Source organism: Oscillospiraceae bacterium, assembly GCA_009780275.1.
Lineage (GTDB): Bacteria > Bacillota > Clostridia > Oscillospirales > UBA929 > WRAI01.
Genome location: WRAI01000001.1, coordinates 35,014 through 53,970 on the forward strand (window position 1 = coordinate 35,014; position 18,957 = coordinate 53,970).

20 protein-coding genes are annotated in these 18,957 nt (G+C 47.7%); 4 read left to right on the forward strand and 16 right to left on the reverse strand.

The window, feature by feature from the left end:
• Window positions 1–5: 5 nt before the first annotated feature.
• Window positions 6–2,528, reverse strand: coding sequence for a hypothetical protein (locus tag FWE06_00160; GenBank protein MCL2545592.1), 2,523 nt, complete (start codon window positions 2,526–2,528; stop codon window positions 6–8).
• Between the two features lie 83 nt (window positions 2,529–2,611).
• On the opposite strand from FWE06_00160, the gene FWE06_00165 reads away from it, so the two are divergent.
• Entirely contained in the window at window positions 2,612–3,421 is an 810-nt protein-coding gene (locus FWE06_00165) for a hypothetical protein (protein ID MCL2545593.1), read from the forward strand.
• Here FWE06_00165 and FWE06_00170 read toward each other — a convergent pair.
• From FWE06_00170 to FWE06_00200, 7 genes are all read right to left on the reverse strand, one after another.
• A complete protein-coding gene (locus tag FWE06_00170; GenBank protein MCL2545594.1) occupies window positions 3,418–4,302 on the reverse strand; it encodes a leucine-rich repeat domain-containing protein in 885 nt (294 codons plus the stop codon). The genes FWE06_00165 and FWE06_00170 overlap by 4 nt on opposite strands.
• Window positions 4,303–4,339: 37 nt before the next feature.
• Window positions 4,340–4,648 carry a hypothetical protein gene (locus tag FWE06_00175; GenBank protein ID MCL2545595.1) on the reverse strand — a complete coding sequence of 103 codons (309 nt, stop codon included), beginning with the start codon at window positions 4,646–4,648 and terminating at the stop codon, window positions 4,340–4,342.
• Between the two features lie 41 nt (window positions 4,649–4,689).
• Complete coding sequence (locus FWE06_00180) at window positions 4,690–5,046, reverse strand: tail assembly chaperone (protein MCL2545596.1); 357 nt, start codon at window positions 5,044–5,046, stop codon at window positions 4,690–4,692.
• An 85-nt stretch (window positions 5,047–5,131) separates the two neighbouring features.
• Complete coding sequence (locus tag FWE06_00185) at window positions 5,132–5,617, reverse strand: phage major tail protein, TP901-1 family (GenBank protein MCL2545597.1); 486 nt, start codon at window positions 5,615–5,617, stop codon at window positions 5,132–5,134.
• A gap of 315 nt (window positions 5,618–5,932) precedes the next feature.
• The gene (locus FWE06_00190) at window positions 5,933–6,397 is read right to left on the reverse strand and encodes a hypothetical protein (protein ID MCL2545598.1); all 465 of its coding nucleotides are present in this window, start codon (window positions 6,395–6,397) and stop codon (window positions 5,933–5,935) included.
• A gap of 1,034 nt (window positions 6,398–7,431) precedes the next feature.
• Entirely contained in the window at window positions 7,432–9,039 is a 1,608-nt protein-coding gene (locus FWE06_00195; GenBank protein MCL2545599.1) for a hypothetical protein, read from the reverse strand.
• Window positions 9,040–9,924: an ABC transporter ATP-binding protein gene (locus FWE06_00200; GenBank protein ID MCL2545600.1), complete on the reverse strand. Its 885-nt coding sequence runs from the start codon at window positions 9,922–9,924 to the stop codon at window positions 9,040–9,042.
• A 291-nt stretch (window positions 9,925–10,215) separates the two neighbouring features.
• Here FWE06_00200 and FWE06_00205 point away from each other — a divergent pair, with 291 nt between their 5' ends.
• Window positions 10,216–10,500 carry a DUF1294 domain-containing protein gene (locus tag FWE06_00205; GenBank protein MCL2545601.1) on the forward strand — a complete coding sequence of 95 codons (285 nt, stop codon included), beginning with the start codon at window positions 10,216–10,218 and terminating at the stop codon, window positions 10,498–10,500.
• A 115-nt stretch (window positions 10,501–10,615) separates the two neighbouring features.
• Here the strand turns inward: FWE06_00205 and FWE06_00210 are convergent, their stop codons facing one another.
• The 4 genes from FWE06_00210 to FWE06_00225 form a co-directional block, all read right to left on the reverse strand.
• Window positions 10,616–11,341: an N-acetylmuramoyl-L-alanine amidase gene (locus tag FWE06_00210; GenBank protein MCL2545602.1), complete on the reverse strand. Its 726-nt coding sequence runs from the start codon at window positions 11,339–11,341 to the stop codon at window positions 10,616–10,618.
• Entirely contained in the window at window positions 11,338–11,544 is a 207-nt protein-coding gene (locus FWE06_00215) for a holin (GenBank protein ID MCL2545603.1), read from the reverse strand. The genes FWE06_00210 and FWE06_00215 overlap by 4 nt, the downstream gene beginning before the upstream one ends.
• A gap of 137 nt (window positions 11,545–11,681) precedes the next feature.
• A complete protein-coding gene (locus tag FWE06_00220; GenBank protein MCL2545604.1) occupies window positions 11,682–12,278 on the reverse strand; it encodes a hypothetical protein in 597 nt (198 codons plus the stop codon).
• 74 nt (window positions 12,279–12,352) lie between these two features.
• The gene (locus tag FWE06_00225; GenBank protein ID MCL2545605.1) at window positions 12,353–13,024 is read right to left on the reverse strand and encodes an HAD family phosphatase; all 672 of its coding nucleotides are present in this window, start codon (window positions 13,022–13,024) and stop codon (window positions 12,353–12,355) included.
• Window positions 13,025–13,105: 81 nt separating this feature from the next.
• On the opposite strand from FWE06_00225, the gene FWE06_00230 reads away from it, so the two are divergent.
• On the forward strand, window positions 13,106–13,426 hold the full coding sequence (locus tag FWE06_00230) for a PadR family transcriptional regulator (GenBank protein ID MCL2545606.1): 321 nt from the start codon (window positions 13,106–13,108) through the stop codon (window positions 13,424–13,426).
• Here the strand turns inward: FWE06_00230 and FWE06_00235 are convergent.
• The 3 genes from FWE06_00235 to FWE06_00245 all read right to left on the reverse strand — a co-directional run bounded on the left by FWE06_00235 (window position 13,395) and on the right by FWE06_00245 (window position 16,073).
• Window positions 13,395–14,726, reverse strand: a complete 1,332-nt coding sequence (locus FWE06_00235; protein ID MCL2545607.1) for a beta-lactamase family protein — start codon at window positions 14,724–14,726, stop codon at window positions 13,395–13,397. The genes FWE06_00230 and FWE06_00235 overlap by 32 nt on opposite strands.
• A 157-nt stretch (window positions 14,727–14,883) precedes the next feature.
• Window positions 14,884–15,054, reverse strand: a complete 171-nt coding sequence (locus tag FWE06_00240; protein MCL2545608.1) for an Arc family DNA-binding protein — start codon at window positions 15,052–15,054, stop codon at window positions 14,884–14,886.
• Between the two features lie 2 nt (window positions 15,055–15,056).
• Entirely contained in the window at window positions 15,057–16,073 is a 1,017-nt protein-coding gene (locus FWE06_00245) for an SPFH domain-containing protein (GenBank protein MCL2545609.1), read from the reverse strand.
• A 145-nt stretch (window positions 16,074–16,218) separates the two neighbouring features.
• Between FWE06_00245 and FWE06_00250 the strand changes: the two genes are divergently transcribed.
• Window positions 16,219–17,343, forward strand: coding sequence for an aldo/keto reductase (locus FWE06_00250; protein ID MCL2545610.1), 1,125 nt, complete (start codon window positions 16,219–16,221; stop codon window positions 17,341–17,343).
• Window positions 17,344–17,799: 456 nt separating this feature from the next.
• Here the strand turns inward: FWE06_00250 and FWE06_00255 are convergent, their stop codons facing one another.
• Entirely contained in the window at window positions 17,800–18,948 is a 1,149-nt protein-coding gene (locus tag FWE06_00255) for a substrate-binding domain-containing protein (GenBank protein ID MCL2545611.1), read from the reverse strand.
• Window positions 18,949–18,957: the final 9 nt, after the last annotated feature.

The following is an 18,957-nucleotide window of genomic DNA, read 5'->3' on the forward strand; positions in this document are numbered from 1 at the left end:
AAATATTACCTCCCCCATCTTGAGTTGTACGCAATGGCTTGTCCGCCTGCGGTATCGAAGTGCGAGTATGTCGCGCCAACCAGCTCGCCGGAGTCCATTACGATTGTTTTGCCCGCCTCTACGGCGCCGATTAACCGCTCCATCATGCGGGTCTGTGTTGTGCTGTCTCCATCGGCTGTGACAAGGGCTAAGTTGCCGCTGATTTCACCGGAGTTCAATGCAACATTTAGCCCGTCTTGCACCATGCAGGCCGTTTGTGTTATAATGCTTTTGACGCGCCGTTGCATGCGTTCTATGCCGAGGCAGAAACCGCTGATAGTGTGTCGCCCGAGACTCATCATCACACGTGATGGCGAATTGATGCGCAAGGCGCGTGAGATGGTGTTGCTTACACCGTTAGCAATTCTCTGCGCAGCCGATGTTGCGGCTCGCTCTTTGTTGTTTATGCCGTTGATAAAGCCCTGCATGGTCTGAGTGCCCATGTCATCCATGACCCGCGATGGCGAGTTGATGCGGAGGCTTCCGCGCAATCGGCCTAAAATGCTGTCGCATATCCTATTAATGGCATCTCCGGCGGCGCCTTCTCGGCTCCTCAACCCGTTGATTAGCCCATTTATCGAATCCTGACCATATCGTTGGCATCGATCGCTCACATCCAATTCTTGTATTTGTGTTTCGTAAAGAGTTACAATGGCTATCATGCCGTTTTCAAAGTCTGACTCAATCTTGGCCATGGCGCTTGCTAAATCCTGTGCGCCCATATCTGCAGAAGCAAACGCGCTATTGACAGCGTCCATCTGCTCTTCTGCCGTATCGCCCATCTCTGCCATTGAGTTACAGCCGTTTTCAATGCCGTCCAGCAACGCGTTAAGTTCTCCGGCACGGCTTACATCGTTAAATGCTGCGACAACTTCCGGTGCCATTCCCATTTGTGCGGCTCTTGCTAAGTTTTCCGTATGTTTTTCAAAGTCCGCTGCTTGACCCAACCAAGTGTTAACCATAGACCCGGCAGTTTTTTCGGTTTCAAAGTCAAGGCGGCCAAACAGCCCGATTTGCGACTCAATGCTTGACAATGCCGCGTCATACGCGTCATCGTAGGCTTGCATAAGTTGATCCATAGCAACAGCGGCCTCTACGGTTGCCCCGGCTAGCTCCGGCGTCATATTGACAAGGTTTTGCATAGGGATGCCTTGACGTTCCAGCGTGTCTGTAAGTTCGTCCAACGATACCCCAAACTCATCTGCTCTATCATTAAGCATACCCATGTGCGCCGCCGCATCATCCATACAAATATTATAGCGACGCATAGCCCCAACAATCTCATCAGTCGATGTATTATGACGTTTAGCAAGGTCTTCAATCAACTCGCCGGACTGTGAAATTGCGTACCGTTCGGCATAGGCATATTGCTCATATGCATCGGCTGCATCTAACAAGCTTTGCTCCATGCTTTCGATACGTTCACGCGATTCGTCGATTTTATCGCTGTCTTTACTGTTGTTGGATGCTTCCAGTCGCTCAAGCTCCCGCTGTTCTTCTATCAATGCTTGTTGCAGAGAGCTCTGTTCGTCTAAAAGTTCGTTTCTGCGCGTTTGTATTCGTTGAAGCTCCTCTACACCTTTTGCCTCTCGTATGTGCTTCTGGATTTCATCGGTGGTATGACCGAGCAAATTGCCATACTCATCGACGGAAATATTAAGGTCGCTGTATGTACTATTAAGTGTATCAACAATTTCGCGTGTACGCTGTTTATCTGCCGCCGATTTATTTTCTATCCGGTTCAACCGCTCAAGCTCGTTTGTCAGTCTGCTTGCTGTGGTAGTTTGTTGTTGAATAGATTGACGCGCTCGGTCGTTTGCTCTGGCGTTAGCCGCGATGCTTTCGTTTAGTTCTTCGTACTGCTTTTGTAGTCGTTTAGATTCGCAATTATTGCGCCTAAAAATTGAAATAAGTCCGCCAACGATGGCTACTAAGGCTACAATAGCCGCTATAACAGCGAATATGGGGTTCATCATCAGCACTTTGTTAAAGATTTTCACAGCAACAGATGCGACTTTTAGCGCAACACTTACTATTTTAAGACCAGCAGCTTTTAGTTTGAGTGCTATTGCACTTTTTTTCGCTCCGTATCGGAGAGCTGTTTGTGACGCTAGCAATGCATTGTTCTTGGTTTTCAGCTTCGTTGCCGCAGCGTCATTAAGTGTTAAGGCGGCTGTTTCGACCTTATATGCAGCGGCACTTAGTTTTGCTTTTGCTGCTGCTATAATTTTTTGGGCATTATAGGCTGCCTTTACTGCTTTTGCGCGTGTTTCAGCATCCTTGACTTTGTTGATTGCCTTTCTTGCCTTATCTAATGCCCTATAAACGTTATTAAATTGTCCGGCTCTATGAGCCATTCTTTCCCATGAACTGGTTGTTTTATTAGCAGAACTCGTTATATCATTTAGGCGTTGACTGATATTTGCTAATTGTGATATAACATTTGTGGGTAAGTCGAGTTGTAGTGCGATATTTTGTATTTGACTCATAATAGTCTCCTTTGTATGATTTGATTTTTGAAATGGCATGTGATATAGTGATAATAATTAAGCATTATAGAAGGGCGTATCTTATGTTATATTTGTTTATAGGACTTAGCGTAATCATTATAATAATTGTGGCAATTGTTTTACATTCTGCTATTTGGGTTGCGCGAATGTCGAAAAATCCAAAATTTGCACAAAAACAAAATAAAAAGATTCATAAAGAGAATAAAAAGATTGACGAACGAATTGCAAAAAACGCTGAACGCATTGCAGAGAATAATGCAAGGGTTGCAATATGTGAAGAGCGTATTGCAAAAAATAAAGAGCAAATTGCAAAAAATAAAGAATTTATCACTAAAAGCAAAGAGATTATCAAAGAATGCGATAGAGAAGATTCAAGGTTAAAAAGTTTTGAAACTATCGATTTGCCGTTACTCATGAAACTAAAAGGACAAAAAGTTTTCACATCAGAAGAGGTATTAGAAATCTCGGCACTTGAAGCCCAAGCACAGGAACTTTCGAGCTTTGGTCATGGGGTTTTAAATCGTTACGCTGATTACACTAATGACTATTCTGATTTTGTGGAAGCGACTACTTTGCTCGTAAAGACATCAAACTCATTAATGTCACGTATAAAAAAACTTACATTAAAAAGCGCCTCCTCATTTAGCGACCAAAAAGTGGCTGAATATAGAACTGAGCGCAAAAAAGTAGAGGCTGAGTTAGATAAAATCAATGCCGAAGTAGATGAAAGGGAGTCCGAGGCTAATAATCGTGCTCAAATTAAAGACGAACTTTATCAACAAGTGTGTAAGTTTTATGCGGACGACAAAGCTATGGAGGCAAGGATTCGAGAGTGGATAGCGATAGGGAAGCAAAGACAGGGTGGTGTTTAGGCGTTATTCCAAAACCATTCAAACATGTCATGGCCATAATGCCCTTGTGTCCTTTCGATAACTTCGCGTGGAGAATATGTGCGTTTTCTCTTTGTGCCCAATAACAGGACAAACTGTTCTACGCCAAGCCGACAAGCGCCGGTGATAACACGATACATAGACAAAATTTCGTCCAATGGAATTTGCTCATCAATATCGATATGCCTGTATTGGTCGGCGCCGCGTTCATTCGAGTGCTTAAAGCGCAGGTCGTCCATTGCGGCTTTAATTGTTTTGCCGTGTGCATACAGCCCATTTTTTTCAACAACAATACAATCATCGAGAACGAGTGCCTTGTGTCGCATCCCGTGAAAGGATTGTGCTTTATATACTTTCGTGCCTGCGTTGTATACGCGATAGCCTTGGATAAAGGTCAATATTTGATCAATGCACTTGCACTGATGTGTGATTTCTCCGTCTAGTGAATTGAGTGTGATGTTTTCTAGTTCATTACACCCGTGAAAAGCCTCATTGCCAATAAACCTCAGTGTGTTCGGAAGTGTGATTTCAGATAGTTCGGTACAGTCACGAAATGCCCAAGCGCCAATGGATGCAAGTCCTTTCGCGAAAGAAATTTCAGTTAGACGTGAGCAATCGCAAAAAGCACCATCGCCAATGGTAACGAGGCTGCTTGGGAATGTTATGTCAAACAATCCGGTGCATTCGCGGAATGCTATGTTGCCAATTGATAAGATTCCTTCAGGCAATACAATATGCCTTAATTCTTTTCGCCCTCTAAATACGCCTTTGCCGATGGCCGTAACGCCGTTGGGTACAATAAACTCGCCGTCTTTAATGTCAGCATCGGTGATTGATATCAGACGATTCCATACAATTTGCATAATCCTCTCCTCTCTGCGGCGGTTTGCTCTATATCGGCTAACCGCCGTTCATCGTGTTGGCCCGCAGCACCATAGCCTTGAGCGCGTCCATCTCTTGCACCTTCTGTCGCTTCGCTGGCGAATCCTCTTCGGGATATGAGAAAAACGCATCAAAGCTTTTGAAATACGGCACGACTTTCTTGCCGCGCTGCTTAGTTGCTTTGGCTTGTACATTAAGCCATGCTTGGGCGTGTAAATCGCGCTCTTTGTCAAGTAACTGTAAGCGAACGGCTTTCATTGTGAGAAAGTACTGCCGCAACGTGAAACGACCCAGTTGTATGGGGTCGTAGATTTTACAGTACCGCATGATTTCGATTTTGAGGTCGTCAATCGTGCGGGATTTTTTGGTTACTTCCCGCTGACCTCTGCTGTCAGTTGTCCGAGTTTCTTCATTGTGAAACGAGTCGTCGGTGAGGTCTCTAATTGTGACAAAAAATCGGTCATCAGCACCTCGATATCAGCGTCTTTTTCGATATAGGCTTTGATATCCTCGGTTTTTGGCTTTGCGCCTGTCTGTGTGCCGGCAACGATAAGGTCGACGAGAATGAGCGGATTGCCCAATTCAATTTGCGCCAAGACGTAAGTTAAACCTTGACCGAGTTGAAATCCATTTTGCGAGACATGGTATTTTTTGTCCAAATAGGCAATAAAGTCAAGCCCGAAATAGAGGTTGTAATCTTTTTGTTTGATAGTGATTGTCATCATTGTAATCTCCTTATTTAGTTTGGGGGTGGGCGACCCGAAAACACCTCTGTGTTGCAAAGACAGTCGCCCAGCCCCTGTGGGTTAATTACGGCGTAGGAATAGGTGTGATACTGAGTCCACCCGCCGCCAATGTAACTTGACGAGATGTGCCCACGCCATCGATGGCGGTAGACAACGAAATCTCGACGGAATCTTCTGCACCGGCGGATTCATTCCATTCTGTGATGAAACCCTCATAACGCATTGCAGGACATTGGCCGCCCGCCGCTGCGTCTACGCCGGTTTTGTTTACATCCCAAAACTCAACCGTTGTGCCAGCCAAATAAGCTGCTTCCAGCGCGTCGCGAGCTGTATCCGTAACTGCCATCAATGTGGTTAACGAAAACTCAATGACCACTTCTGACAGCGAATTGACGTTGCCGTCTTTTGTGATGGTTGAATTAGCGTCACGACTGCTTGATTTCTCGTGGTTGGTTTGAAATGCCATGCGGAACGCATCGCCGGGGGTGCCATTTGCCGGTAGTGGTCGCATAAACAAAACGCGATCCGCACCTCTTACTACATTTGCCATTGTGTAACTCCTTTTTAAAATGAAAATTTTTCTTACCACAGCCGAATCCTCGTCATGCGAGCCACGCTTGTATAAATTATGTGCGCGAAATGCGCTGTTTTCGTGTGCGTAGACGACCGATTGACTGTGGTTTTGTCTCACCGTTGTTTAACGTCTAATGGTTCGGAAACGACGTATGTTAAACCACCGCGGATGGTTAGCTGGGGAAGAGAGATGAAAATAATTCTCTGTTGCTTAACGTTTTATAGCCAGGCAAGTGACGTGAAAACCCTCTCATATAGTTGGACACTTAGAAGCAAAAAAGGAAGCTTGACATCAAAAGTTTTTCAAATTTTGCTTTATTGCCTCTTTTGCGAGTGCAATGCTATACCTTACGGCGCGATCCGTACAGCCCTCAATCACAGCTATTTTCTCGCTGGTAAGCCCAACATCATGATGAAGTATAAATCGTCGCTTTTGCACTTCGGATAATTCATCCACCGCTTGTGCAAATAATTCAGTGTACAATGCATCTAATACAGTATCCTCTATGCTTTGCGGCTTATGTAGAGCACGGTTATAAAGTTCTTCGTCTTGTAAGTCGAGTTGCTCTAGCCGCCGCCTGCCCCAACGAGCAAAAGAGTTATCTTGTCGTTGAGAATCTTCAAGTGTCGTGTAAACCGCTTCTGATACCTCAATATTCTGCAGAATATTTTCGCCGTTTATAAAGCTGACGCAAAACCGTGTGATACCCTCAATCAATTCGGTTTTGAGAATGTAGTCATTTTTGTTGTCGAACATAGTTGTTACTCCAATCTAATTTTTTGATTAAAAAAATAGATTGAAGTTGGCGGCCCGCGTATGGGGCAATATATACGCTCTTCCATAATTGCCTTTCTGCTTTTTTGCTGGAAAGGCAAAAAAGAGCCTTACATGTAGCTAAAAAAGCTACTTGTAAGGCTCCTACCGCAGACCCCTCAACATCTATGGCGAGGGCAACCCCGAATTCACAGCCGGGTGAGTGGTGCGCTTGACTAAGTATGTATCGTTAATTTCACTATGTTACAGATATGCCAATCTGCTTTCCGCACTTGTGGCATTTGATAAAAATCTTTGCCAGATGATATTGTGGCGGTGGATGGGTATATACGGTTCCTCTCTTATTCACTGCGACATTGACAAGTTTTCCTCTTCCGCAAATAGGGCAAAATACACTTCGTTGCTTTTGTTCAACCATAAAAATAATCTCCAAATCAAAAAATGTTCGCTAACTTGTAAGTGCTTAGGGCAAAGTATACACATATTCAGTTCAAATTTAAGCTCATGAAATCGGATTTTCATAGCTTGCTTTGATACTTCAATTATATTAGCAAGTGCTGCAATCACATCCTTCACCAACTTATTCCCCGGGGTGTACTCTGGTAAATCAAAGCTCACAGTATTTCGGATGCAACAATTAAAGCGTACGTGCCGGTTTAATTGTTGTTAAAAACTAATTGCTTTTGTAATTCTTGGTGAAATCTTTTGAGATACAGGCCTCGCATCTTTTTTTCATATCGCATAGATATACTATCGTGAGGTGTTCCATGAAATTGCCGGACACTTATGTGTGCATGCATTTTGTTGAGGTTTTTTGATGAAGAAATTCGTCGAATGGCGTCATGTCATTTTCCATTTTTCGACTCCTTTCACGCATGGTATTCATATTATAGCGAACGAACGAACGTTTGTCAATAGGAAAAATACAAAATATTTGAATGATGAATATGTCATTGCTGATGATGGGCAGCGCACATTAAAAAAGTCCTCCGCAATCGCGGAGGACTTTCTTCGTTTTATACGACACCGATATCTCGCCGTCGATAACCTATAAAGCCTAGTGTTGTTAAACTCAACGCAACGGCAAGCATTACGATAACCGTTGTCCAGTTAATCGTTTCCATCGGTAATTGTGGGAGCATACCATGGGGCGAAAGGTTGCCTAACCACGTTAAGCCTTGCATATTGCCAAACATTGCGCCAAAAAAACTGACACCAAACGCAGCCCAAATAAGCCCTGTCAACTTTGGAGCAACTCCAATCAAAAATAACGCCAGTCCTAAAAATGCCCATTGTGCCGGCAAGTACGCTAAGTTGGCTTCGATCAACCCTCTCAACGGCAAGTCGGCGGGGCTGTTAAGCAGTTGTGACGCTACGACGTAGAGCGAAAACGCCGTTACCAGCTGCAACACAATACTGGCAATAAAGGAAATGACAGCATAGCCGTTTAAATAACTGGCTCGCTTGATAGGTGCTGAGAGAATCAGCTCGCTGCGATGCTCTTTTTCTTCGCCCTTGGCTTTATTGATGTATAGCAATAGAAATATCAGAGAGAAAATCGACATTTGCATGGTAATCATGCCGGCAAATAACTGCGGCATAGTAAAGCCATCAACGTGGAGCAGCAGTTGTTTATAAAACGCATTGCTTTTGATAAATCCGTCAATGTCGCCTATAATTGAGCCATAGGATGCGGCTGTTAGAGACATGGTAACAATGCCGATAATTAACAGAGGTAACAGCAATTTCAATGCAAGTCCGATATGATGTGTCAACAGCTTGCCGCCATAAGGCTTTCCGGATTTGTCAGGCAGAAGCCCTTGATCAATGTCACGCCGCAGATTTAAGCGGTAGGCAATGCCTGCAATGCCGACTGCCGTTAATAATAGAATCGGCACAGGCCACCAGTGATTTTCGATAAACGGCTGGGCACGGAGAATCAAACCCATCGGGCTAATACGTGACAGCCATTCAATGCCACCCGCGTCGCCTGCGCCGCGTAGTAGATAGGATACCGCCAGCGCGGTAAAGCTGTACCCTTTTGCGCCGCGTGAGCTAGATGACAACTGCGCAAATAGTGCCGCAATCGACGCGAATACGAGCCCAATGGCCATGAGTATTGTGCCCCAAAGCAATGCGCCATTGAGCGTGATACTTGACTCGCCGCGCCCTATCAAAAACAACGCCAATGCTACGACTAAACCCATGACGATATTGACCAACACTGCGCTAATCATGGCGGCGTGCAGATTGGAAAGTCGCCCGACAGGCAATGAGCGCACGACTTCATAACGTCCTTTTTCCTCGTCGGCACGCGTGTGACGCACAACGAATATAATGTTGGCCACGGCAACGGCAATGGCGGTAAAGAGCAACATCATAACGGTGTACATTGCGCCGATGGTGAAGTTATCCTGCCCGTAAACAGGGCCGCACATAGCGACCATGGCGGGATTTCCCATCATGCCGGCAAGCTGCGTACGGCTTGCTTCGTCAGCCATCGCCGAACCAAATGTGATGTAAATCATCGCCAACACGCTCGCCAGCATAAGCACCCAGACAGTAGACATCGTGCGTTCGCGGCGTAAAGCGAGGCGGGTGAGAGTGGGGGTGTTATGAAACATTTATATCACCTCGTCCCTGCCGTAATGCTGCATGAATAATTCTTCCAGGCTCGGTGGAGTGCTCTGTAATAATTTTATGCCAAACTGATTGACATGGTTGATAATCATACCCATTTGTGCCGTATCGACATGGAACGTCAGCGCATCACCCATTGGCGCGATATCAAAGATGCCTGGCAAATTCTCCAACCCCTCAATCGGTCGATCGGTGACCACTTTTATGGTGTAGCGGGTCAAATGACGCAACTCGTCGAGCGTGCCGACCTGCACAACTTCGCCGTCGCGGATAATGCCGATGCGATCACACAGCTTTTCGACCTCGCTCATGATATGACTGGACAGGAAAATACCCTTGCCGCGATTCTTTTGCGCCAAAACGTACTCTTGAAAAACAAGCTCCATCAAGGGATCCAGCCCGCTGGTCGGTTCGTCAAGGATGTATAAGTCAACATCAGAAGCAAAAGCGGCAATCAGCGCGACTTTTTGGCGGTTGCCTTTGGAATAGGTGCGACATTTTTTTGTGGTATCGAGATCAAAGTCTTTGACGAGTTTATCACGTAGGCCTTTGTCATAATGACCGCGCAATTTGGCAAACAAATCGATAACCTCACCGCCGGTTAGATTTGGCCAGAGGTTGACATCACCCGGGACATAGGCGATTTTCGTGTGAATCCTGACAGCGTCGCGCCAAGCGTCTTGGCCGAAAACTTTGGCTTGACCCTGTGTGGCTTTGAGGATACCCAACAACACGCGGATGGTCGTGGATTTGCCCGCGCCGTTGGGGCCGATGTAGGCGAAGACTTCACCCGATTCGACTTGCAAATTGACGTTGCGCAAGGCCTGCACCTTGCCGAAGTTTTTGGACAAGTTAGTCAGTTCAATCATGGCAGTCACCCCATATTAAGTTATTATTTGTAGTGTAGCATATTTTTGTCTTGGGGTCTAGTTGCCGATGGGCGCTTTCAGCGTCCAATTGCACTTAAAAATGTTTTGTGCGCTGTGTAAACACCCTATAAACATATCTATGCAACACTTGACAAATACCTTATAAAATTCGATAAAAGCGTGCTTTTTTGTGGGGTAGCGTTACATCATATGCGGAGTGGGAAAATCATTCGCCATTATGACATTGCTGTGTATAGAGATATATCGTCCTCTCTTTACAAAGAGGAGACGATGGAGTATAATCAACACATGGATATAATATTGACTTACCTCGCCGCGATTTCGATTATCGCTGTCATTGCCGCCGTTTACGATAAACAAGCCGCTAAGAAGCAACGCAGCCGCGTGCCGGAACGGACGCTGATGCTGATTGCGCTGTTGGGTGGCTCGGTTGCTATGTTTGTCTGCATGAAGTTGGTGCGGCATAAGACCAAGCATAAGAAATTTATGCTTGGCTTGCCATTGATGGCGGTGACGCAGGGGGCATTGGTTTGGTTAATGTGGAGCAGGATGTAGAGAGAACAATAATAGAGGCAGTCGATGATGATACATCGACTGCCTTTATCTTAGCTGTTGTGTTCGAGTTTTGTTGCGTTGTCATTTATGGGCATGCCTGTTTCTCTGCTATCGGTTACATTTTCGCCGTAAAATCCAGTGCAATCCATCCGCGGCCGTTCAACAGCCGACCCCAACGCCTTGCGCCCTGGCCGTCGGATTCGGCAACAACGGTGACTTGCGTGTTGCGGGGTAAAGCGCCGACGCGGGCGTAGTTTGTGCCTGCGCCACGGCGGATGTTAAGGCCTCGGGCTGCCGTCACGTGCACGCGGTAAGGTGTGAATGTTGGCGGTGCAGGCGCGGGTGGTGGCTGTATTGCGCCGCGTACGCGGGCGAGGAATGTGTGCCAATCATACGGACGCCCGCTGCGGAGCATTTGCGGGCAGCTCTTGCCGTTCCAATGATGGTGTTGTACGATATTTGTTGTTTGAATGTTGTACCGCCGGCACAACAACGCTGTTAACTCAGTCGCGCGATTGTTGGCGGCGAGTAGGTCGCCATCGGCATTTTGGCAGATTTCGATGCCGATGGATTGCCGGTTGCCGGGGCCCGCGCCATCGCCGGCATGAAAAGCGTCTTCGTTGTCGGGCAAGTGTTGAAAAATCTCACGTTCATCGACAGTGTAATGCCAGCTTATTGGTGCGTTGGTCGCTGTCGTGCTGCGAATGAATGTATTGTGTGCCCGTGCGTTAGCGCCGCGGTCGCTGTTGCCGGTGTTATGGATGGTGATAAAGCGCATGGGGCTCACCCGGCCGGGGCGGTTTCTGCGGCCCACAGGGATAAAATCTTGTACAATGTTCATTTGTCTTCCTCCTTGCATTCGGGCAAGCCGGCCAACGCCGTTAAAACTGACAAAATGCCCGATAACGCGACGGCTGAAACAACGATTTGCCAATTGACTTCGCTCAATACGGCTTTGGTACTGATGATTGCAGCCGCTGTCTGTGCCATGGTACGGACAGCGCGGATGCTTGCGGCGCGGAGCCAGATTTTAATGGCTTGCATGGGTTGACCTCCCTTTATTTTTATTTCAACATATGAAACAGCCGCCCCGTTTACGCGCGGAGCGGCTGTTTGGGCGGAATCGGCTGCCTCTCCGATTCCATGTTATGTTGTTATACGACAAGTTGTGACAAGATGAGTTAGCGTACTGTGAAGGTTTCCAGCATGGTGACAACGTCGTCCATAAAGTCGGTGTCGTCCATGCGTGTGTAGGTGACGGTGAAAATCATGTCGTTGGCAAGAATAAAAAATTGATAGGTCATCTCTACGCCTGGAAAATCAGATTGGTACATAATAAAGGCGGCTTCTTTGCCGTTGATTTCCAAGTCGTCTTCGCGCTCCATCAGTTCAAAGCCGCTGAAAAGGTTTTCGAGCATGGGGATTGTAGCGTCAAGCATATCATCAAGATCGAAGCCCTGCGAGTTTTCGGGAATGACGTTGATGTTAGACGCGCTGTGGGGTGCTGCAAGCGCCGCGATTCCGGGCAGCAAATCTGAAATTTCCCAACCATCGGCGATTTCCATTGTAAAACGTTCGCCTGTCAGCAAACCCTCTTCATCGATTGGCTCAGTTATAGTTGGTTCTGTTGTTTCGCCATTAGGCTCGGCAGATATTATGGTCTCGGTGGGTGCTGTTGTTTCGCCATTTGGTTCGGTTGTCGTGCCGTTATTGTCGCAAGCTGTCAACAGCAGAACGAACAACGCGCACAGGATTGCGGGAATTAAGATTTTCTTCATTGAATTTTTCCTCCTAGATTGGCGGCCCTTTATCAGCCGCAGAAAAAATAGTATACATCACTGTTGGCGGATTGTCAAGGCGAGTAGCGGCATAACGTTGTCACATGCGCCCATGCAATGTCATCAAATGCCGCGAGCGATCCATGCGCCTGTGACTGATCGAGCCTGTGCCGGTTGGTGGCTGTGTAGGCAACACAGGTCATGCCGGCCGACAATGCTGCTTTGATGCCGTTGGTGGAGTCCTCGATGACCAGACACTCGGACGGGACAGCATCCAATTGCTCAGCGGCTTTAAGAAAAATATCAGGGAATGGCTTGCCTTGGGTTACGTCGTCACCGGTGACGACGGCTGACAGATATGGCGCCAGCCCGAGCCGTTCAATGACAAAGTTGACCATCTCACGGGTCGAGGATGAAGCGATGGCCATCTTGATGCCTTGTGTTTGGGCGCGTTGCATCCATGCTTTGACGCCGGGTTGGAGCTGTACATCGCCATGGCGTAAGGCATCCATTAACGATTTGACGTAGATGGATGACAGTTCATCCTGCGTATGCGGCAAGTGTGGGTACCACTCGCGCATGAGTCGACCGAAAATGTGGTAGGATACGCCGGTGAGCGCTGCAATTTCCTTTTGCCCAAATGGTAGCCCGAGGTCGGCGAAAAGCGCGGCATCGGCGTCGTTATACAACGGCTCACTGTCGATAAGCACGCCGTCCATATCCCAGAGGATGACTTTGAAATGCATATTAAAATATCCTTTCTGATGTTGCATTTTTGCGTTATATATGCTATACTGTCGAAAATATGACACAGAGGAGATGCCGTCATGACAAACGAAAATGCCATTCGAGAATACTTGCCCATGACAGAGACGATGTATTATATCCTGCTGTCACTGCATGAGCCGCGCCATGGTTACGGCATATTTCTTGACGTCAAAGCTTTGACCGGCGGGCGCCTGTCGCTTGCTGCAGGCACAATCTACAACAGCTTGTCGCGTTTAGAACGTGACGGATTGATTGTTGTGTGCGAAGAGACCGAGCGACGGAAAGTATATGCCATTCAGCCATCGGGCAGGGCGGTGTTGCAAGCCGAAGTGGCGCGCTTAGTAGAGCTTACGACAAACGGAAAGACATTGATAGGGTAGTTGAGCCAAACATGCCGTTAGCGGGGCAGGTGAGGTAAAGATTGTTGCCGTCAAAGCGCAAAACCAGCCTATCAAAATGCGGGAAGTTGCGATGTTGCCATTCAATCGTCAGCATGTCACCATCCCAATGGAAGCACGCTGAGACATTGCCGCCGGAGGCTACGTCGCTACCCGATGTCCAGTACACTGTGCCGAACGGCAGTGGTTTGTGTGGCGTTGTTAGCCAGTGTTCGCGGCCGGAGGTTATCGTATATGCGCTGTCATTCATTTGCATGGTCAATATGCAAGTGCCATTGGTGAACTGTAAACGGATTTGCCCGTCTTCGCCTGAGAATACTTTGTTGTTAATGTTTGTCTCAATATCGGGTGCTGCCAACGCAGGTAAGATGTGTGTGTAGACGTGTTCGAGTGTGGCTTGCATATCAACAACGAAACCCGACAGCGCCAATACGGCGTCATGTTCGGGGAAGACAATGCAGTATTGCCCTAATGCGCCGTCACCGCGAAATGTGCCGTGCTGTCCGCGCCAAAACTGATAGCCGTAGCCTTGAGACCAGTCGGGGCGTGGATCGAAGATGCCGCTGTCCGAATGGGCGGTGGTTGCTTGTTTTATCCAGTCTTCTGACACAAGGCGTTTGCCGTTATATACGCCGGCATTGAGGTAGAGTAAACCGAGCTTTGACAGGTCTTCCAACCGTAGCATCAAACCCCAGCCGCCTAAACTTGCGCCCGAGGCGTCGGTTTGCCACGTGATGTCGGAAAATTCGAGCGGCGCAAAGAGCTTCTCTTGCAAGAAGTTTTCTAATGTACGTCCTGTCACTTTCTGTAAAATGAGTGACAACATATGGCTTGCCGTTGAGTTATACACAAAGTGCGTGCCGGGCTGTGATTGCAATGGCGCGTCAAAGAAGGCCTGGGCCCAGTCGTCACTTGTGCCGTTATGGCGCGGCCACTCCGGCTCAATGTGATGTCCTGTGTTCATCGTTAGCAAGTGGTGAATGGTGAGCTGTTTGACGTAGGGACAATCGGGGCGCCCGTCGCCTGCAAGAATCCTTGATTGCGGAAAGTAATCAACAACGACGTCATCAACCGAAAGTAAACCGTCATCAACACAAATACCGATAGCTGTTGCCGTGAATGACTTGGTGATAGAGTAGACATATACCTTGTCATCAGCTTGGTATGGCTGCCAGGCTGTAGAACGCAAGATTTTGCCGTGTTGCAGCAACGTGTAACCGCGAATGCAGTCCTGCGGATTAGACGTGACGGCGCGTTCAAAGGCATCGAGATGGTTGGTCATGGGGTATCCTCCTGATGGTTTTCGAGGGGTGAGATGGCAAGGTGCCTGTGGATGATAGAGTATCGTCACTACAATATATCAGATTGCCTTGTGCTTGTCAAAATGAGAAAAGCACTCACCGTTTTTTTACCGTGGGTGCTTTTCTTATTCACGCGCGCTATGACTCGGCGTTATGCGAGCCTTTTCTCTTTTGGACCGCTTCATGCAGCAAATATTCAATTTGCCCGTTGAGTGAGCGGAAATCGTCTTCCGCCCACGCGACAAGTTCTTTCCACAGCGTGGCAGACAGGCGCAAAGGGATTTGTTTTTTAGCGTTTTGGTCCGCCATGTTTAGTATATTGAGCCGCTGTTGACGATGGGCTGTGCCTCTTTTGTGCCGCACAGCACAACCAGTAGATTGCTGACCATAGCCGCCTTACGCTCCTCATCCAGATGCACCAGCTCGGTCTCTGACAACTTTTTCAAGGCCATTTCGACGATGCTGACCGACGCATCGACAATCATTTGTTTGGCGTCAATGACGGCGGTTGCCTGTTGCCGCTGCAACATAACAGGCGCGATTTCAGGCGCATAAGACAGATGCGTGATGCGCGCTTCGATGATTTCGAGGCCGGCTAGCCCAACTTTTTCTTGGATTTCAGCTTGTAACTTTTGCGCAATTTCTTGGCACGAACCGCGCAGAGATTGCTCGCTTTCGTTGCCCTGCGCGTCATAAGGATAGCGTTGCGTGATGTCGCGCAATGCTGAATTGCATTGTACGGCCAAATATTCTTTATAGTTATCGACGTTGAAAACAGCCTTAGCAGTGTTGATAACGCGCCAGTTCAGCACAATGCCGATAGTAACAGGCGTGCCAAGCGCGTCATTGATTTTTTGCGTGTCATTGGAAAAAGTCAGCACTTTGAGTGAGATTTTGTTGTTGGGCATAAGCGACTGCAAGCTGTTGATGCTTTTTTGTACGGTATCAACGGGCGTTTGCTCCAATGTTTGGATATTTGTGCCGCGCGCGGGGTTGATGGTGGTGACAAAGGGATTGACAAAGAAGAAGCCGCCAGACTTAATTGAGCCGATGTATTTGCCGAACAGTACGAGCACGAGCGCCTCGTTGGGCTTCAAGACTTTGAGGCCGGCATAGAGTGTGGGGCCGATGAGAAGAAGGTACAACCCGGCGACAACAAATGCCGTGACAGCCAGCCAGACAGGCATGTTACCGTTGTACAGCAATACGGCGCATACGCCGATTATGGCGCCCATCACCAGCATAGCCAGTGTGTTGAGCAGCAGGACCGCCATGCCGCTCTTGGGGGTAAGGACAATTTCCTCTTGATGGATGTTATGATTTGTCATGTGAACTCCTCCTTGATATTGTTTTGATATCATGAATATATCACAGAAATTTTTGGTTGTCAAGCGTTTTTTTGCGTGGTATAATAAAAATAATAGAAAATGGCGCGTCGAAGTCGCTGCGCCCTAAAACGCGGGAGGTATTTTCATGCAATATCGTACATTCGGCAAGACAGGATTGCAGGTTTCGGCACTCGGCTTTGGCGCAATGCGGTTTACTGATGGGCTTGACGGAAAGGTTGACCAAAAACTGGTTGATCAACTGGTCGGCACGGCCGTTGAGCGCGGGGTCAATTATTTCGATACATCGCAAAATTATCTCAACGGGCAGTCCGAGCCGGTGCTGGGAAGCGCCTTAAAAGGCTTGCGTGACAAGGTGTATATTGCTACAAAGGTCGGCTCATGGCATGACCAAGGCGGCGGACTGGCCGACCTTGACAAGCACCTTGAAGGACAGCTTAGAGATTTGCAAACCGATTACATTGATTGCTATTTGTTGCACACGCTGAATGATAACCATTGGCCAAAGTTTCAAAAGTTAGACGTCTGCAGTTGGTTGCAACGAAAGCAGCGTGAGGGTAAGATTCGATTTTTAGGATATAGCTTTCATGGCGCAGAGAGTTATTTTTCCGCGATTTTGAACGATTTTGACTGGGATTTTACCATGATTCAGTACAACTATGTTGATGTCAAGTTTCAAGCCGGCGAAGCGGGATTGCTGGCCTCGCACGCCAAGGGGTGCGGCACAGCAATCATGGAACCTATGCGCGGCGGGACGTTGACCGATAAATTGCCGCCCGCGATGATGGCGTTGCTCAAAGAGGCCAACCCCGTGCTGTCGCCTGCGGCGTGGGCATTTCGTTTCTTATATGATCGTGAGGAAGTCAACATTGCCATCAGCGGCATGAACTGCATGGCGCATTTAGAAGAAAATTTGGCATTGGCGGATGTATCGGCCATTGGCTGTTTGTCAGACAGTGAGCGTGCGACGCTGCATAAAGCTGGCCAAATGTTTCACCAATTACTGCGTGCGCCGTGCACCAATTGTGGTTATTGCACGCCTGTATGTCCGCAGGGTATCGACATCCCAACGTATTTGCTTAGGTATAATGAACATGCACTGTTTGACGTTAAGTGGCACAAGAATGCTTACTTGGAAAGCGTGAAGAAAAGTAAACCATGCATTTATTGTGGTAAGTGCAATGCTGAATGTCCGCAAGGGATTGATATTCCGAAGATGTTGGGGGAAGTGGAAAAGCATTTTAAGGGCTAGTTTGCTGTCAACCATTGTGCGCCTTCTTCTGCCCAAAACAGCGTGGTGTAAAACGCGGTAATCGCTTATTATTAACGATTACCGCGCTCTTTTTTTCTAACATTACCAACGTAAATTTGGATCGTAAGTATAGTCTTGGGACATCTGCGTAGTTCTTTTTGAGTTTGGTACAGGTTGATATATTAGCTTCGCAACCTTGTTTTTGCAATTCACACGTTGCATTGATCATCGGAATATCGTCACGTATGATGTTTGATACTCCGAATTTTTATTATCCCTATCAAGGAACATTACTCTAAAATACCGAACCGCGTATCTAGGCAGGTTAAAATCTACTTATCTTCATTGTCCTTGCAGAAACACGCCTTGTGCCGCCGCGTCATTTTCCAACGCGGCGCGAAGGGCATAGACGTTGGCGTGAAGTCTGAGAAAGCAGCAGTATGGTGTGCACTCATGTTACCCTAACCCCACATATCCCGCCAGTTCAATCAATCGCTGCCCTTGCGGCGACACAAGCCAGTCAAGCACTTTCTGCGTGTTTGGATTCTCCAGCCCGCGCGTTGTTGTGATGGCGTAAACGTTACCGGTGAGCGGATAGCTGCTGTCGGCGATGTTTTCGGGCGTGGGTTCAATGCCGTCGATGGCAAGCAGCCGCAGGCCCTCTTGCGGGTTCATGACCGTGGCGTAGAAGCGGAAGGAATAGCCCAATGCACGCTCGTGGTTGGTGTATTCTGCCACACTACGCAACATCATACCCATGCCCATCGCTCTTAAATGGCTTTCCGGCTCAATCATCGTCAAGCCCGCCATCACGACTTCTTCCATAGCTGTTTGGCTGCCCGAGTTTGACTCACGCTGGTAAGCGGCAATTTGTCGATTATGCCCGCCGACGTCGCGCCAGTTGGTAATATCACCACTATAAATCTGCCGGATTTGTTCAATTGTCAGGCATTCAACGAGATTATTTTCATGGACGAAGAACACAAAGGCTTCTCGCGCAATCGGCGTTTTGATAAACTCTACGCCGTGCCTGCGCGCAAATTCAACTTGTTCTTGTGATGGTTGAAGAGTAAAGATGATGTCAGTGTGCCCATGCGTTAAATTTTCAAATGCGCCGCGTGTGGTAGACATTTGGATATAATCGCCGCCTCGGACTGGTATATCGTCTAAACTATAAAAAAGATAAATCGTTTCAGCAATCGCTGAATAAACGGGCAGAAGTGCTGTTGAGCCGTCGAGGCGCGGCCAGTCTTCCGTGATGACCATGTCAGGCTCAAAGTCGGCGGTGATTGTGCGTGTATTATGCCCGAACGGGTGGAATTGTCTCCAAAAATAATGCGTTTCTCTGTAATTTTGCATATCATCCCACATATAGGGCCGCCGTGATAATTCACTCACCCACACCGTGTGATGAATGCCGAGTGCCGTAACAAGCAACACAACCGCCACGCACATTGCAATCACTTTGCGGCGCAAGCTGGGTGCCTTTTTTCGTCCGATCATCCAAGCAATCAGCACGACCGCGCCGATAATTGCCGCCGTCAAAACGAACACTAAAAATCCGTAACCAAGCATATCAAAAGCGTCAAAAAGGTCGAAATTCATAGCAGCCTC

What these genes read in the sequence shown, in the direction of transcription:
- FWE06_00255 (MCL2545611.1), bottom strand. Translation starts at nt 18,948, where the DNA reads ATGAATTTCGACCTTTTTGACGCTTTTGATATGCTTGGTTACGGATTT.
- FWE06_00180 (MCL2545596.1), bottom strand. Translation starts at nt 5,046, where the DNA reads ATGATGACAATCACTATCAAACAAAAAGATTACAACCTCTATTTCGGG.
- FWE06_00190 (MCL2545598.1), bottom strand. Translation starts at nt 6,397, where the DNA reads ATGTTCGACAACAAAAATGACTACATTCTCAAAACCGAATTGATTGAG.
- FWE06_00210 (MCL2545602.1), bottom strand. Translation starts at nt 11,341, where the DNA reads ATGAACATTGTACAAGATTTTATCCCTGTGGGCCGCAGAAACCGCCCC.
- FWE06_00225 (MCL2545605.1), bottom strand. Translation starts at nt 13,024, where the DNA reads ATGCATTTCAAAGTCATCCTCTGGGATATGGACGGCGTGCTTATCGAC.
- FWE06_00235 (MCL2545607.1), bottom strand. Translation starts at nt 14,726, where the DNA reads ATGACCAACCATCTCGATGCCTTTGAACGCGCCGTCACGTCTAATCCG.
- FWE06_00205 (MCL2545601.1), top strand. Translation starts at nt 10,216, where the DNA reads ATGGAGTATAATCAACACATGGATATAATATTGACTTACCTCGCCGCG.
- FWE06_00215 (MCL2545603.1), bottom strand. Translation starts at nt 11,544, where the DNA reads ATGCAAGCCATTAAAATCTGGCTCCGCGCCGCAAGCATCCGCGCTGTC.
- FWE06_00240 (MCL2545608.1), bottom strand. Translation starts at nt 15,054, where the DNA reads ATGGCGGACCAAAACGCTAAAAAACAAATCCCTTTGCGCCTGTCTGCC.
- FWE06_00200 (MCL2545600.1), bottom strand. Translation starts at nt 9,924, where the DNA reads ATGATTGAACTGACTAACTTGTCCAAAAACTTCGGCAAGGTGCAGGCC.
- FWE06_00165 (MCL2545593.1), top strand. Translation starts at nt 2,612, where the DNA reads ATGTTATATTTGTTTATAGGACTTAGCGTAATCATTATAATAATTGTG.
- FWE06_00230 (MCL2545606.1), top strand. Translation starts at nt 13,106, where the DNA reads ATGACAAACGAAAATGCCATTCGAGAATACTTGCCCATGACAGAGACG.
- FWE06_00175 (MCL2545595.1), bottom strand. Translation starts at nt 4,648, where the DNA reads ATGCGGTACTGTAAAATCTACGACCCCATACAACTGGGTCGTTTCACG.
- FWE06_00245 (MCL2545609.1), bottom strand. Translation starts at nt 16,073, where the DNA reads ATGACAAATCATAACATCCATCAAGAGGAAATTGTCCTTACCCCCAAG.
- FWE06_00220 (MCL2545604.1), bottom strand. Translation starts at nt 12,278, where the DNA reads ATGAAGAAAATCTTAATTCCCGCAATCCTGTGCGCGTTGTTCGTTCTG.
- FWE06_00195 (MCL2545599.1), bottom strand. Translation starts at nt 9,039, where the DNA reads ATGTTTCATAACACCCCCACTCTCACCCGCCTCGCTTTACGCCGCGAA.
- FWE06_00170 (MCL2545594.1), bottom strand. Translation starts at nt 4,302, where the DNA reads ATGCAAATTGTATGGAATCGTCTGATATCAATCACCGATGCTGACATT.
- FWE06_00250 (MCL2545610.1), top strand. Translation starts at nt 16,219, where the DNA reads ATGCAATATCGTACATTCGGCAAGACAGGATTGCAGGTTTCGGCACTC.
- FWE06_00185 (MCL2545597.1), bottom strand. Translation starts at nt 5,617, where the DNA reads ATGGCAAATGTAGTAAGAGGTGCGGATCGCGTTTTGTTTATGCGACCA.
- FWE06_00160 (MCL2545592.1), bottom strand. Translation starts at nt 2,528, where the DNA reads ATGAGTCAAATACAAAATATCGCACTACAACTCGACTTACCCACAAAT.